Source organism: Variovorax brevis (genome assembly GCF_030317105.1).
Taxonomy (GTDB): Bacteria; Pseudomonadota; Gammaproteobacteria; order Burkholderiales; family Burkholderiaceae_C; genus Variovorax; species Variovorax brevis.
This window is the reverse complement of the sequence record NZ_JASZYG010000003.1, coordinates 702,777-717,339: the sequence shown is the minus strand read 5'-3', so window position 1 is coordinate 717,339 and position 14,563 is coordinate 702,777. Positions and strand designations below refer to the sequence as shown.

12 protein-coding genes are annotated in these 14,563 nt (G+C 64.5%); 9 read left to right on the top strand and 3 right to left on the bottom strand.

The window, feature by feature from the left end:
• Nucleotides 1-18 precede the first annotated feature (18 nt).
• On the top strand, nt 19-486 hold the full coding sequence (gene rimI, locus QTI66_RS12170; RefSeq protein WP_286559769.1) for a ribosomal protein S18-alanine N-acetyltransferase: 468 nt from the start codon (nt 19-21) through the stop codon (nt 484-486).
• Nucleotides 487-500: 14 nt separating this feature from the next.
• On the opposite strand, the gene QTI66_RS12165 is transcribed toward rimI, so the two are convergent.
• Nucleotides 501-1,703, bottom strand: a complete 1,203-nt coding sequence (locus tag QTI66_RS12165) for a patatin-like phospholipase family protein (RefSeq protein WP_286559767.1) — start codon at nt 1,701-1,703, stop codon at nt 501-503.
• A complete protein-coding gene (gene paaX, locus QTI66_RS12160; protein WP_286559765.1) occupies nt 1,700-2,674 on the bottom strand; it encodes a phenylacetic acid degradation operon negative regulatory protein PaaX in 975 nt (324 codons plus the stop codon). Before paaX ends, QTI66_RS12165 begins: the two co-directional genes overlap by 4 nt.
• On the opposite strand from paaX, the gene QTI66_RS12155 reads away from it, so the two are divergent.
• The gene (locus tag QTI66_RS12155; protein ID WP_286559764.1) at nt 2,673-3,515 is read left to right on the top strand and encodes a Crp/Fnr family transcriptional regulator; all 843 of its coding nucleotides are present in this window, start codon (nt 2,673-2,675) and stop codon (nt 3,513-3,515) included. The genes paaX and QTI66_RS12155 overlap by 2 nt on opposite strands.
• Before the next feature lie 111 nt (nt 3,516-3,626).
• Here QTI66_RS12155 and QTI66_RS12150 read toward each other — a convergent pair whose 3' ends face one another.
• On the bottom strand, nt 3,627-3,923 hold the full coding sequence (locus tag QTI66_RS12150; RefSeq protein WP_286559763.1) for a hypothetical protein: 297 nt from the start codon (nt 3,921-3,923) through the stop codon (nt 3,627-3,629).
• Nucleotides 3,924-4,197: 274 nt separating this feature from the next.
• On the opposite strand from QTI66_RS12150, the gene QTI66_RS12145 reads away from it, so the two are divergent.
• The 7 genes from QTI66_RS12145 to apbC all read left to right on the top strand — a co-directional run bounded on the left by QTI66_RS12145 (nt 4,198) and on the right by apbC (nt 14,365).
• Nucleotides 4,198-5,223, top strand: coding sequence for a helix-turn-helix domain-containing protein (locus tag QTI66_RS12145; protein WP_286559761.1), 1,026 nt, complete (start codon nt 4,198-4,200; stop codon nt 5,221-5,223).
• A 132-nt stretch (nt 5,224-5,355) separates the two neighbouring features.
• A complete protein-coding gene (gene tynA, locus QTI66_RS12140; protein ID WP_286559759.1) occupies nt 5,356-7,680 on the top strand; it encodes a primary-amine oxidase in 2,325 nt (774 codons plus the stop codon).
• 20 nt (nt 7,681-7,700) lie between these two features.
• A complete protein-coding gene (locus QTI66_RS12135; protein WP_286559758.1) occupies nt 7,701-9,275 on the top strand; it encodes an amidase in 1,575 nt (524 codons plus the stop codon).
• Nucleotides 9,276-9,329: 54 nt separating this feature from the next.
• Nucleotides 9,330-10,736, top strand: a complete 1,407-nt coding sequence (locus QTI66_RS12130; protein WP_286559757.1) for an aldehyde dehydrogenase family protein — start codon at nt 9,330-9,332, stop codon at nt 10,734-10,736.
• A 569-nt stretch (nt 10,737-11,305) separates the two neighbouring features.
• The gene (locus tag QTI66_RS12125; RefSeq protein WP_286559756.1) at nt 11,306-12,643 is read left to right on the top strand and encodes an MFS transporter; all 1,338 of its coding nucleotides are present in this window, start codon (nt 11,306-11,308) and stop codon (nt 12,641-12,643) included.
• Between the two features lie 69 nt (nt 12,644-12,712).
• Nucleotides 12,713-13,159, top strand: coding sequence for a thioredoxin TrxC (gene trxC / locus QTI66_RS12120; protein ID WP_286559755.1), 447 nt, complete (start codon nt 12,713-12,715; stop codon nt 13,157-13,159).
• Nucleotides 13,160-13,273: 114 nt separating this feature from the next.
• On the top strand, nt 13,274-14,365 hold the full coding sequence (apbC, locus tag QTI66_RS12115) for an iron-sulfur cluster carrier protein ApbC (protein WP_286559754.1): 1,092 nt from the start codon (nt 13,274-13,276) through the stop codon (nt 14,363-14,365).
• The last annotated feature ends 198 nt before the right edge of the window (nt 14,366-14,563 follow it).

Genomic DNA, 14,563 nt, shown 5'->3' with positions numbered 1-14,563 from the left:
CCACACCCCGGATTCATCGTGATCACCGAACACGAAATCACCCTTGCGCGCACCCTCGACGCGGTGGCTATCGCCGAGTTGTCGCGCGATGCCATCGAGTACGGCCTGTCGTGGCGCTGGACGCCGCGGCGGGTGCTGCAATGCATCAAGGACGGATCGACCAACGTGGCGGTGGTGCGCCGCAGCGGCAGCCTGCTGGGCTTTGCCATCATGCAATACGGCGACGACGACGCGCACATTGCGCTGTTTGCCGTCAAGACCGGGCTGCGCCGGCAGGGGCTGGGCTCGGCGCTGCTTGACTGGCTCGAGACCACCGCGCGGGTCGCGGGGATCCGGTCGATTCGCCTGGAACTGCGCGTGAGCAATGCCGTGGCGATGTCTTTCTACAGCCGGCATGGGTTCGAGGAGTCCGGCATCAGCGTCGGCTACTACGAGGGCGTGGAGGACGCGCTCCGCATGGTCAAGCGGCTGCGCGCGCCTGCCTGAGCGGCCCGGTTCTGCTACCTCGCTGTCCAGCCGAAGAATTCGAACACCGCCTCGCGCCGCGCCAGCGTGTCCGCACGGCCCAGTTCCACCAGTTCGCGGGTGAATGGCGCTGCAAACAGCAGGTAGCTGGCAAGGGCGGCTGCCTTGACCTGTTCGACGCCGTCCGTCGAGCGCCCCACGAAGAGCCGCCGGACCACCGAGGGCAGGGCGTCGACGTGGCGCGCGGCGATGGCATCGATGCGCTGCGAAGGCGAAATCAGCAGCAGCTTGAGCGGCCTGAGCGTGCTTTCACGAAGGAAATCAGGGTGAATGAGGCTGAGCGTGTGGTTGATGCGCTGCAGGCGCTCCACATCGACCGCGAGCGCATCCAGGAAGATGCTCGACAGCGCATGGCCCGCGATCTGCGCCATCGAGGGATAGCCGGTCAGGCTGTTGGGTGCCAGCGCGGACGGACCACCCGGCTCGACCATGCGGCCGGCACCGATGGCCAATATCCGGTCGGCTCCCAAGTGAATGGCCGGCGCGATGGGGGCTGACTGCCGCATCGAGCCGTCGCCAAAATATTCGTCGTGTCCGTGGATGGGCAGGGCCGTCGCAGGAAACACAAAGGGAATCGCGGACGAGGCCAGCAGATGCTCGTGGGTGATGCCGCACGGCACTGCCTCGCGCTGCGTGCGCACCCACGGCGCCACAGCGGTGGCGGACTCGAAAAAAGTGAAGTGCGTGCCCGAGCTGTAGCTCGACGCCGTCACGGCAAGCGCCTGCAGGTGGCCCTCACGCATCATTTGCGGAAGTCGATGCAGCGGCACGACCTCCTTGAGCAGTTCGGAAAGAGGCGTGTTGTCGAGCAGCGAGCGCGGCCTCATGCGCATCCATCGCGCGAGCAGTTGCCCGATGCCGAGCAGCATGCCCCAGCCCGCCGACCGATCGAGCGCGGCGAGCGAATCCGTGCGGTAGACCTGCTCGGCGCGGATGTTGCGCCACATCCGTGCGATGCGCCGCACGACGGCGTCGAAGTCGTCCGCGCCGCAGGCCAGCGCGGCCGCATTGATCGCGCCTGCCGATGTGCCGGTGGTGACCTGGAACGGATTGCCCGTCGCTTCTGCGCCCGCTTCGCGCCGCAGGTCGGCAATGGCTTCGAGCACGCCCACCTGGTAGGCCGCCCGCGCGCCGCCGCCCGTGAGCAACAGGCCCGTGGTTGGGCGTGCATCGCTCACGGCGTGGACTCCGGCTGGGCCTGCGCCCGCTCCGTGCCCGAGCGACTGCGGCCGGGCGACAGGCGGCGGCTGATTTGCCTTGGCGTGCGCGCCAGCGGACCGTCCATCGCTTCCATGTGGACGCACAGGTATTGCTCGCTTCTTGCGAGCACGCCGCGGTAAATGACTTCGCACAGGTCCCGTGCCTGAACGCCGGGCCAATCTGCAGGCAGAAGAGCAGCAGGCAGGTTGGGGTCGCGCAGCAAGACGCGGCGGTATTCATGGATCAACAAGGTCCGCAGGAAGAAGGATTCGGCTTGCGTCAACGCGTCCAGCAACCGGACGGCAGGCGCAAAGCGGACGATGAACTGCTGCCAGGCCTGACCGACCGTGTCCAGCTTGAAGGTGTCACGCATGATCGCCTGCAAGGGCTTGCGCGCGTAGTCGTCGAGGCTTTGTGCGCTGAGCACCGCCACGTGATCCTGCGCACCGGCTGCGCGCAGGATCTCCTTGAGCGAACGGTGGTCAGCATGAGGGTGCGCGAAGATGCCCGGCATCAGTTGGCCAAAGCTTTCCCACAGGAGTTCACGCTTGAGGTTCTGCCGCATGGACGATCGCATGCCGTGCTCCAGCAGCACCAGCGTCCAGCGCCCATCCCAACTGGGAAGGTTGAATTCGTAGATGCGCCGGTCGGCGTGCTGAACCCGCAGCAAGCCGGCATCCGAAAGGCCGTAGTAGCTGCGGCGCCCCACGCGCGTCGCGGTGAACCATTCGTCGGCCGTGAGGCGAAAGGCACTGGTGCGCACCAGCCGCGACGAAATGCCGAAGGGCTCCACCAGCCGGATGAGGCTGCCCAGCCAGACCGCCTGGCGTCGCGGTGCAATGGCGTCGCCATAGACCGTGATCAGCACCGAGTTGGCCCGCAACTCAAGGCCCCGTCGCAGCTTGGCAAGCTCGGGCGAGATGTCGGCTTCGAAGGTGGGGCGTTGCATGGTGATCGCGTGGGCAGTTATCCGTTCGGTCAATTGCATGAATCAATTTGTATCTTTAACATGCGCCCGAACTGGAACGAGCGATTGCGTGCCAGAAAAAAATGAAAAGGGAGGTAGACATGATGGTGAGATCCCATGCGGCCAGGCCATGAGGTTTGCACACATCGTGCGACTCATCGAGAACCTGCCGCTGTTCCGCGGGCTCGATGAAGAGCTCATCCGCAGGATTGCCAGCGAAGCGCGCATGGTCCGCGTCCTGAGGCGGGACGTCATCTATCGCAAGGGTGATGTTTGCAGCGGCTTCCACGTGGTCTCTTATGGCTGCGTCAGGCTGTCGCTGTTTTCCAGCAAGGGCGTCGAAAAGCCCATACAGGTTGCCAGCGCCGGCAGCAGCTTTGGCGAGCCGGCCATGCTGCGGGGCATGCCGCACGACACGACCAGCATCGCTGTGGAAGACTCCGGGCTGATCTTCATTCCAAAGGAGGCGGTGCTGACGCTCTTGCAATCGGACTGGCGCCTGGGCATGCGCATGCTGGCCAATCTGTCGCACCGGCTGCACCAGCTGATCGACGACATCGACGACTTTCTTTTGCAGCCGCCGGCGGCCAGGCTCGTGAGCTATTTGTTGCGGCTGGTTCCACCCAATAGCCTGGATGCGAACAACATTCAGCTGACCTTGCACAAGCATCTGGTGGCAGCGCAACTGAATCTGAAGCCTGAAACCCTGTCACGCTATTTCCGCCAGTTCTGCGCGGATGGGTTGATCGAGTTGCGTGGCAACTGCGTGACGATCTTCAACGTGGTGAAGTTGAGGCAATACGGTGTTGAAAGACCCGCCTGAACCATGCCGCGAGGCCAGTTCCGGCGGGGAAAAACAGGTGGACCCGCGAGGGCAACTCCACCTGTTCAGCCGCGAAGCGTTCTTCTTCTGGAGGACCTTCGCGACTTCACATCAAAGCTTGATCCAGATGTGCTCTTCCACCGACTGGAACACGCCTTCGGGCGCATTGGGAATCCGGGCGGCGTTCGCGGGGTCCATCGTGGCCATCTTCAGCTTTTCGAGGGCTGCCATGTTCTCGAAGGTCTCCAGCATGACGACCTGGCCAGCGGGGCCGCCGAAGCGGGCGAAGACTTGTGCGTGCAGTGCATACACTTCGTTGACGGCCTCGCAGCGCTGCTTGGCGTAAGCCAGCGCCTCGGCTTGGTGGCCAGCGTGTGGCGTTCCGATGCGGGTAAACATGACGGTCATTTTTTCTCCCTGAGTTGTTGAAATTGAAGATCACCGTCTTCAAGACCTCGAAGCAGTGATTGGCGGCAATGGTAGGGCGCCGCTTCCGGTGTCCCGTCGCGCTTTTGAAAGCCTTGATTTCAGTCAATAAAAAATGGAAAGGGCGCCGGGATAAGGGTATTTACGCATTCCTCCGGCACCGCCGCCGCTGAGGCTAAAGTGATACACAAAATCATGTTGTGTGAGTGCTATCGGTATCACTAGTATGTCGCGACCCATGAACGGAGAGAGAGTGATGTACGCGCTGCAGAACGCAGATTCCGTCGCGCCGGCCGCCGCAGGACCTGTCTACCATGCGCGCAGGCTGACGCTGGACGCCGAGGACCACGCCGCGAGCCTGAGCGCATGGGAGCAGCGCTACGAGCAGCTTTCGGGCGGCCGATTCGAGGGCCATCTTGAAGACTTGCGCATCGGTCCCGTCCAGATCTTCGGCGAGCGTGCGAATCAGAGCGTGCTGCAAGGTGGTCGGCCGCGCGCGGACACGGTCACCATCGGCTTGACGCTGGGCGCCCGCGAGCCGGGCTGGTATTGCGGTCACCGGCTTGGCGACAGGCAGGCATTTGCCATGGCGTCGGACCGGGAGTTCGAGCTTGTCGCCGAGGCTGGCGTCACCTTCCTTGCCGTTTGCGTCGACACCGCCGCGCTGCTGGAGCGGGCCGCCATCGTTCGTGGCCGCGACGAGGAACTGCGCCTGCCCGCGCCCTCCGTGTTGCGCAAGTCCGCAGCCGAGTGCGATGAATTGGGCGCGCTGCTTGGCAACGCGATGTCGATGGCGCGCGAACGCCCCGGCCTGCTCGAAGACCCCCGCGTGCGCACGGGCCTGGTGGAGTCGCTCACCGATGCCGTGCTCGATTGCATCGCGCCGGGCCAGTTCGAAACCAGCCTGTTGCCGGGCGCTGCCGCCCGTCGGCACATCGTGGTACGTGCGCGGGACTACATGCGCAACCATGCCGACGAGGCTATCACCGTGCCGGACCTGTGCGTGGCCACCGGCGCGTCGCGCCGCGCGCTGCAATACGCCTTCGAAGACGTCGTGAACCTGAGCCCGGTGACCTACCTCCGCGTGATGCGGCTCAATCATGTGCGCAGCGAACTGCAGTCACGGCGCCATGACACCGTCGGCGACATTGCGGCGCGATGGGGCTTCTGGCACCCGTCGCGCTTCGCGGCGGAATACAAGCAGCTTTTTGGCGAACTGCCATCGATGACGCGCATGCGTTTCGCGTCGAGCCATCGCGCCGACGTGTCGCCGCGTCACTAGATAAGGGCTTTCCCTGCATTGCTGGCCGCAGCGCCTCCCGGAGGCGCTGCTTTGCCAAAAGTGGATAACGCTGTTGCCGGCGGCAACCGCAAACTTGATCGAGCCACCACCTACGCCGATCAGGAATCCAAGATGCACGACGCCTCCACCTCGCCGCCCCAATCCCGAAGCTTCGCCCCGCGCACCAGCGCGATCGCCATGGCCGCCGCCATCGTCGCCGGTGCTTGCGGCATGAGTTCGCTGGCACTTTGGCCCTCGGCGGCGATGGCCCACGGCGCCGCAGCGCACATGGTGCCGCTCGCGAAAACGATGGAAGACTTTGGCGCCACCTTGCGCTTTGATCGCTTTTCCAACGTCTTCACCATCTCGCGCAACAGCACGCTGGTGCGCGTCAAGCCCGGTTCGCGGGAAGCGCTGGTCAACGGCGCGCCGCTGCAACTCGACGTGCCCGTCGTCATGCGAAAGGGCAAGCCCTTCGTGTCGAGCCAGTTCGCCAACCAGGTGTTCCAGTCCAGCCTGGACAAGACCTTCGTCGTGGAGCGCAAGGCCAGTCCGCTCAACCCGCTCACCGAAGGCGAAATCAAGGCCACCGTCGACATCCTGAAGGCGGCGGGCCGCTATCAGCCGGGCTATCGCTTCACCGAGATCACGGTCAAGACGCCGCCCAAGGACCAGGTCTGGAATTTCGCCTTCAGCGGCCAGCCCGTGCAGGCCAACCGACAGGCGAATTTCGTGATCCTCGACGGCAAGAAAGTCATCGAAGGCACCGTGGACCTCGTGGCGCGCAATGTGCTGAGCTTCAAGCCGGTCGAAGGCGCCCACGGCATGGTGCTGCTGGACGATTTCGAAACGGTGCAAAAGGCCGTCGAAGCCAGCACCGAATACGCGCAGGCGCTTGCCAAGCGTGGCATCAATGATGTCAAAAAGGTGTTCGCGACGCCGCTGACCGTCGGCTACTTCGACGGCAAGGATTCGCTGCGCCAGGAAGACCGCCTGCTCAAGGTCGTCGGCTACCTCGACGTGGGCGACGGCAACAACTGGGCGCACCCCATCGAGAACCTCGTGGCCGTCGTCGACCTGGAGCAGAAGAAGGTCATCAAGATCGAGGATTCGGGCGTCATCCCCGTGCCGCTCAAGCCCACGCCCTATGACGGCCGCGACCGCAAGGCCACGCCGTCGCCCAAGGCGCTGGACATCATCGAGCCCGACGGCAAGAACTACACCATCACCGGCAACACGCTGCACTGGCGCAACTGGGACTTCCACATGCGCCTGGATTCGCGCGTGGGGCTGACCCTCTCAACGGTCACCTACAACGACAAGGGCACGAAGCGCAAGGTCATGTACGAGGGATCGCTCGGCGGCATGATCGTGCCCTACGGCGACCCCGACACCGGCTGGTACTTCAAGGCCTACCTCGATTCCGGCGAGTACGGCATGGGCACGCTCACCTCGCCCATCGAGCCCGGCAAGGACGCGCCGCAGAACGCGGTGCTGCTCGAAGCCACGCTGGCCGACTTCACCGGCAAGGCCTACAAGATTCCCAATGCCATGGCCGTGTTCGAGCGCTATGCGGGCCCCGAGTTCAAGCACCAGGAAATGGGCAAGCCCAACATCAGCACCGAGCGCCGCGAGCTGGTGGTGCGCTGGATCAGCACGGTGGGCAACTACGATTACATCTTCGACTGGGTGTTCTCGGAGAACGGCACCATCGGCATCAACGCCGGCGCCACCGGCATCGAAGCCGTCAAGGGCGTGCGCTCGCGCACCATGCAAGACCCGACCGCGGCCGAAGATACTCGCTACGGCACCTTGCTCGACCACAACATCGTCGGCACCACGCACCAGCACATCTACAACTTCCGGCTCGACATGGACGTGGACGGCGAGAACAACTCGCTGACCGAAGTCGATCCCGTCGTCGCCGCGAACACCCGCGGCGGGCCGCGCACCAGCACCATGGAGACAGTGACGCGAACGGTGGCCTCCGAACAGAAGGCTGCGCAGAAGTTCGACCCTGCGACCATCCGGCTGCTGAGCAACCCCGCGCGCAACAACAAGGTGGGCAACCCCGTTTCCTACCAGCTCATTCCGTATGCCGGCGGCACGCACCCGATCGCCAAGGGCGCCAACTTTGCCAAGGACGAGTGGATCAACCACCGCCTGAGCTTCATGGACCGCCAGCTCTGGGTCACGCGCTACAACCCCGACGAGTTGTTCCCGGAAGGCAAGTACCCCAACCGCTCCAACAAGGACACCGGCCTGGGGGAGTTCATTGCCAACGACCAGCCCATCGAGAACACCGACAACGTGGTGTGGCTCACCACCGGCACCACGCACGTGGCGCGGGCCGAAGAGTGGCCAATCATGCCCACCGAGTGGGTCAACGTGCTGCTCAAGCCGTGGAATTTCTTCGACGAGACGCCGACGCTGGGCTTGAACCGCGCGGCGAAGTGACATCAACTTCAGGAGCTCCCATGCAAGAAGCACAAGGCCAGTCAGCACTGGCAGGCGGTAGCGACCGCCGCGAATTCCTCAAGATGGGCGCGGCCGTGCTCGCTGCACCGCTCACGGCGGTTGCGGCATCGGCCCACGCGGCCGCCCGGCCCAACGAGATCACTGGATGGAATGCGGTGCAGCTGTCCAAGGCCATCCACTCACGCAGCGTGTCGTGCGTCGAAGTGATGACGGCTTACCTCGGGCAGATCGACCGGCTCAACCCGAAGGTCAATGCCATCGTTTCCGTGCAAGCACGCGACGGCTTGATGGCACAGGCGGCCGAGCGCGACACCCAGTTGGCGAGCGCGATCAAGGGCGGCCAGCGCGTCGGCTGGATGCATGGCTTTCCGCAGGCGCCCAAGGACCTGACGAACACGGCGGGCATCCTCACGACGCAGGGCTCGCCCATCCTCAAGAACAACGTGCCGAAGGCGGATTCGATCATCGTCGAGCGTGTTCGCAAGTCGGGCGTGGTGCTGGTCGGCAAGACCAACACGCCGGAATTCGGCTTGGGCTCGCACACCTACAACACGGTGTTCGGAACGACCACCAACGCATACGATGTGACCAAGAGCGCCGGCGGCAGCAGCGGCGGCGCGGCGGTGGCGCTCGCGCTGGACATGCTGCCCGTGGCCGATGGCAGCGACATGATGGGGTCGCTGCGCAATCCGGCCGGCTGGAACAACGTCTTCGGTTTCCGTCCTTCGTTCGGGCGCGTGCCCTTCGGCCCGACCAGCGAAGTGTTCATCCAGCAGTTGGGCTACGAAGGGCCGATGGGCCGCACCGTGCAGGACCTGTCGATGCTGCTGTCGGTGCAGGCCGGTTTCGATGCGCGCACGCCGCTGTCCATCGATCAGGACGCGGCCGTGTTCGCCAAGCCACTGGCCAGGGACTTCAAGGGCGCCCGCGTGGGCTGGCTCGGCGACTACAACGGCTACCTGCCGATGGAGCCGGGCGTCATGGAAACCTGCACCGCCGCGCTGAAGCATTTCGAGACCATCGGCTGCAAGGTCGAGGCCGTGCAGCCCGACTTCCCGATGGAAAAGCTTTGGGCGACCTGGCTGACCATGCGCGGCTTCCTCCTGGCCGGTGTGGCGGGCGGGCTATACGACGACCCGAAGCTGCGCGCCATGATGAAGCCCGAAGCCGTGTGGGAAATCGAAAACGGCCTGAAGCTCAGCGGCCGCGATGTGTACAAGGCCTCGGCCGATCGCTCGGCGTGGTACCAGGCACTCAACAAGCTGTACGAGCGCTTCGACTATCTCGTGCTGCCTTCCGCCCAGGTGTTCCCCTTCGACGCCAAGCTCGACTGGCCCAAGAGCATCAACGGCAAGGCCATGGACACCTACCACCGCTGGATGGAAGTGGTGGTGGGCGGCACGCTGGCGGGTGTGCCGGCGCTGAGCGTGCCGGCGGGCTTCGGGCCAAGCGGGTTGCCCATGGGCCTGCAGGTCATGGGCAAAGCCCAGGCCGATCTTTCGGTGCTTCAGATCGGTCATGCCTACGAGCAAGCCAGCGGCTACACGGCACGCCGCAGCCCGCTGTTATCCTAGTACGGCTGTTTACTTAAGTATTACTTTTACCAAGATCCAAGGAGAAGACACAACATGCATCAAGCCAACATGACCATCGGCGGTCGCGCCGTCGCAGGCAACGCGAGATTCGACGTTCGCAACCCGTCGACCGGGCAGGTGATCGGCACCGCCCCCAACGGCTCGCGCGCCGATCTCGACGCCGCCGTGGCAGCGGCCAAGTCGGCCTTCGAGAGCTGGTCGCAAAAGTCCGATGCGGAGCTGGCCGAGGCCTGCATGGCCGTCACCAACAAGATCAATGCCCACGCCGAGGAACTTGCCGCGCTCATCACGCAAGAGCAGGGCAAGCCGCTCAACGGACTGGGTTCGCGCTTCGAAGTGGGCGGCGCGGGTGCATGGTCGGGCTACACGGCCGGGTTGTCGCTGCCGATGCGCACGCTGCAGGACAACGAGCAGGGTCGCATCGAACTGCATCGCCGACCCCTGGGTGTGGTGGGCTCCATCACGCCGTGGAACTACCCGGTGCTCATCGCCGTGTGGCACGTGCTGCCCGCATTGCGCACCGGCAACACGGTGGTCATCAAGCCATCGCCCAACACGCCGCTGGCCACGCTGCGCATGGTCGAACTGCTCAACGAAGTGCTGCCGGCCGGCGTGTTCAACAGTGTGAGCTGCGACGATTCGACCTCCAACCTCGGCGCCGAGATGTCGGCGCATCCCGACATCCGCAAGATCGTCTTCACGGGTTCCACCGGCACTGGCAAGCGTGTCATGGCCTCGGCCGCGCAGACGCTCAAGCGGCTGACGCTGGAACTCGGCGGCAACGATGCCGGCATCGTGCTGCCCGACGCCAACCCGAAGGCCATCGCCGAAGGGCTCTTCTGGGGCGGCTTCATCAACAACGGCCAGACCTGCGCGGCGATGAAGCGCCTGTACGTGCACGACAGCATCCATGACGACGTTTGCGAGCACCTCGTTTCTTTTGCGCGCAACATTCGCATGGGCGACGGCATGGACGAAACGAGCCTGCTGGGCCCGGTGCAAAACCGTGCCCAGTTCGACATCGTGTCGCGCCTGGTGGCCGACGCGAAGAAAAAGGGTGATGTGCTCATCGGCGGCGAGCCGGCCGACGGCCTGTTCTATCCCGCCACCATCGTGGCCGGGCTCAAGAACGGCGACGCACTGGTGGACGAAGAGCAGTTCGGCCCCGCGTTGCCGGTGATTCGCTACACCGACGTCAACGAGGCGATCCGCGCGGCCAACCAGAGTGAAAACGGCTTGGGCGGATCGGTGTGGTCGAGCGACATCGAGCATGCCAAGCGCGTTGCTGCGCGCATGGAAACCGGCTCGGTGTGGATCAACAAGCACGGTGCCCTCCAGCCCAACGCGCCTTTTGGCGGCGTCAAGTCCTCGGGCATCGGCGTGGAGTTCACGGAAGATGGCCTCAAGGAATACACCAACGGGCAAGTGATCTTCGCCTGAGGCCGTCCGCTTCGGGAAGGAGGCGCGGGCAGGGATGCCCGCGTCTCGGGTGAGTTCCGTCTGACTGTCACCAGCGGGACTTGATACGCACCAAGCGATTGCGTGATTCTTCCAGCGTCCCTACCATCCGCTGCGGTCGGGGGGACGCCTCGTCCAGAACAATAAGTGAGACAGGGAGCCAGGTATGAACGAGCAAATCGTGGGCCGTTTGTCGCAGTCGTCGAAGACTGCCGATCAAGCGTTGCCGAAGCAGCGAGCCTTCCGGCAAGGCCTCGCCATCAGCCGCCCGGCTGAAATCCCCCAGCACCTCCAGTCATTGCAGATCGCCAGATCGCCGCACAGGCGACGTGCCCGACGGGCCTAGGCGCGACCGCCCCGAACACCGAATTGCAGCTCCAGCACGGAGCCGCCTCAGGCCCTTGCAGTCCCTCGATCGGACTGCGCTGCCGCATGCGCGCATGCACCGGGCAGCACCTTGAGGCCACAGCAGGCAGAAATTCACGGGCGGCAATCCCGCGCCCTGTCAAAACGACCGCTGCGGAGCGGCACAAACTCAAGGAGACGAACCAGTGAACACAAGTGTGACAGTAGGGTCGGCGACCCAGCCGACGCCAGCCGAACTCGGAAGAGTGGATGCCTTGTACAAGAAGGTGGGTTGGCGACTCCTGCCCATCTTGCTGATCTCTTACATGATCGCGTACCTCGACCGGGTCAACATCGGCTACGCGCAATTGGGGATGAAGCAGACGCTGCCCTGGAGCAACGAGGTCTACGCGCTGGGCGCCGGCATGTTCTTCGTCGGCTACCTGATCTTCGAAGTCCCGAGCAACCTGATGCTGACGAAAATCGGCGCGCGCAAGACCATGCTGCGCATCATGGTGCTGTGGGGGATCTGCGCCGCGGGAATGATGTACGTCACGACGCCCACACAGTTCTACATCGTCCGCTTCATCCTTGGGGCATGCGAGGCGGGCTTCTTTCCTGGCGTCATCCTTTACTTCACCTACTGGTATCCGTCGATCCGGCGTGGCCAGGTGATCGCGATCTTCATGTCGGCGACCATGCTGATCAGCGTGGTGGCGGGGCCGATCTCCGGCGCCACCCTGAAATACATGGATGGGTGGAACGGCTGGCACGGCTGGCAATGGCTCTTCCTGACGCAGGGCGTGCCCGCTGCGATCCTGGGCGTTCTGGTGTTCCTGTGGCTGGACGACAAGCCGGCGCAGGCCAAGTGGCTCAGTGCGTCAGAGAAGAACCTGCTGCACTACAACCTCGAAATGGACGTCGACACCGGCACCAACGGAGGCCACTCGTTCGGCCAGGTGATGCGCGATCCGAAGGTCTATGTGTTTGCGCTGTCGTACTTCCTGCTGCTCGGTTGTGCCTACACGATCATTTTCTGGACGCCCACGCTGATCCAGAGCTGGGGCGTCAAGGACGTCCTGATGGTGGGCTTGCTGGCCGCCATTCCCAACGCGATCGCCGTGGTCGGGATGGTGTTCATCGGCCGCAACTCCGACAGGACCGGTGAACGCCGCATGCACTACATGGTGTGCACCCTGCTGGCCGCCATCGGTCTGGGGCTGACGACCGTGACCACCGGCAATCTCGTCGGCTCTCTTGCTGCGCTGTCGGTGGCGATGATCGGCATGGCGGGTGCCACGCCGCTGTTCTGGACGGCCGTCTCCTCCTACCTGCCCAAGTCGTCTGCCGCCGGCGGCATTGCATTCATCAGCAGCCTGGGCGCGTTCGGACCGGCCGTGAGCCCGTCGATCAACGCGGCCATCACCAAGGCGACCGGCAGCGGCACGGCCAGCATGTATGTCGTGATGGTGGCCTACCTGGTGTGCGGCGCGTTGCTGGTGCTCGTCGTCGGCGCGCAAAAGAAGTCGCCGGCCATCAAGTAGGTGGGTGGGGGCTGTTGCACGCGCGGGGCGGCGACTTGATTTTCGGGTCGGCGGCCCCAGTTCAGCGCCATGAACGACACGTCGCCGCTGCACATCGTGTGCCCCCATTGCCATACCACCAACCGCGTGCAGGCTGCGCAGCTCGGCAGCGCGCCTGACTGCGGCAAGTGCCACCAAGCGCTCTTCACCGGCCATTCGACGGCGCTGGATCAAGCGGCCTTCGATCGGCACATCGGGCGCAACGAGATTCCGGTGCTCGTCGATTTCTGGGCGCCGTGGTGCGGTCCGTGTCGCCAGATGGCGCCGGCCTATGAACAGGCCGCGGCCCAGCTTGAACCGAAGATGCGCTTGGCCAAGGTGGACACCGAGGCGGTGCCGGCCCTGGGCACCCGTTTCAACATTCGCAGCATCCCCACGCTGGCCTTGTTCAGGGGCGGCCGGGAGGTGGCCCGGCAAGCCGGCGCGATGGGGGCAGCGGACATCGTGCGCTGGGTTCAGGCGAACGTGGGTCGTTGATCTGCAGCCCTCGAGGGCTGCCCGCAATGTCCCCTTGTTGCAACGGTCGGCACCCGGCGTCCGCGGATACCTTCATTCACAAGCCCTAGACTAGCTGCCATTCAGGAGTCACCCATGGCAGTTACACAGGAAGCGCTCACGCAGGCGCTCAAGCAAGTTCTCGATCCCAACACCGGCAAGGATTTCGTCAGCACCAAGTCGTTGAAAAACGTGCTGGTCAATGGCGGCGAAGTGTCTTTCGACGTCGAGTTGGGCTATCCGGCCAAGAGCCAGATCCCGGCGCTGCGCGACGCGCTCGTTGCCGCAGCCCGGACGGTGGAGGGCGTCAAGGCCGTCACCGCCAACGTCACGAGCAAGGTGGTGAGCCACGCGGTCCAGCGCGGCGTGCAGCTCCTGCCCAACGTCAAGAACATCATCGCCGTGGCCTCGGGCAAAGGGGGCGTCGGCAAGAGCACCACGGCTGCCAACCTCGCGCTGGCGCTGGCGGCTGAGGGCGCCAGCGTCGGGCTGCTCGATGCAGACATCTACGGCCCCAGCCAGCCGATGATGCTGGGCATCGACCGCCGCCCGGAGAGCGTGGACGGCAAGACGATGGAGCCGCTGGAAAACCACGGCGTGCAGGTGATGTCCATCGGCTTCCTGGTCAACCAGGATGAGGCCATGATCTGGCGCGGCCCCATGGCCACGCAGGCGCTGGAGCAATTGCTTCGCCAGACCAACTGGAAAGACCTCGACTACCTCATCGTCGACCTGCCGCCCGGGACCGGCGACATCCAGCTCACGCTGTCGCAGCGCGTGCCCATGACGGGCGCGGTCATCGTCACCACGCCGCAAGACATCGCGCTGCTAGACGCCAGGAAGGGCATCAAGATGTTCGAGAAGGTCGGCGTGCCGATCCTGGGCATCGTCGAGAACATGGCGGTGCACGTGTGCTCCAACTGCGGCCACGTCGAACACATCTTCGGCGCCGAAGGGGGCAAGAAGATGGCGGCCGAATACAACATGGCCTACCTCGGCGCGCTGCCGCTGGACATCAACATCCGCCTGCAAGCCGACAGCGGCAAGCCGACGGTGGCGGCCGATCCTGACGGTGAAGTGGCCGGCATCTACAAGGCCGTGGCGCGCCGCGTGGCGGTTGGCATTGCGGAAACGGCCAAGGACTTCACGGCGAAGTTTCCGACGATCACGGTGAGCAAGAACACCTGATTTCGTTGGCTGGAGAGAACTGATACCTCTTCAGGAAGGGGCGTTGTTTGCGACGTTCGCGCCCCACGCGAGGCGCCTGCGGGCCCGTTGTTTGCTGCGTTCGCGCCCGACGCAAGGGCACCTGCGGGCCCGTTGTTTGCTTCGTTTGCGCGCGACGCAGAGGCACCTGCGGGCCCGGCGTGACGCGCCACTGCAGCG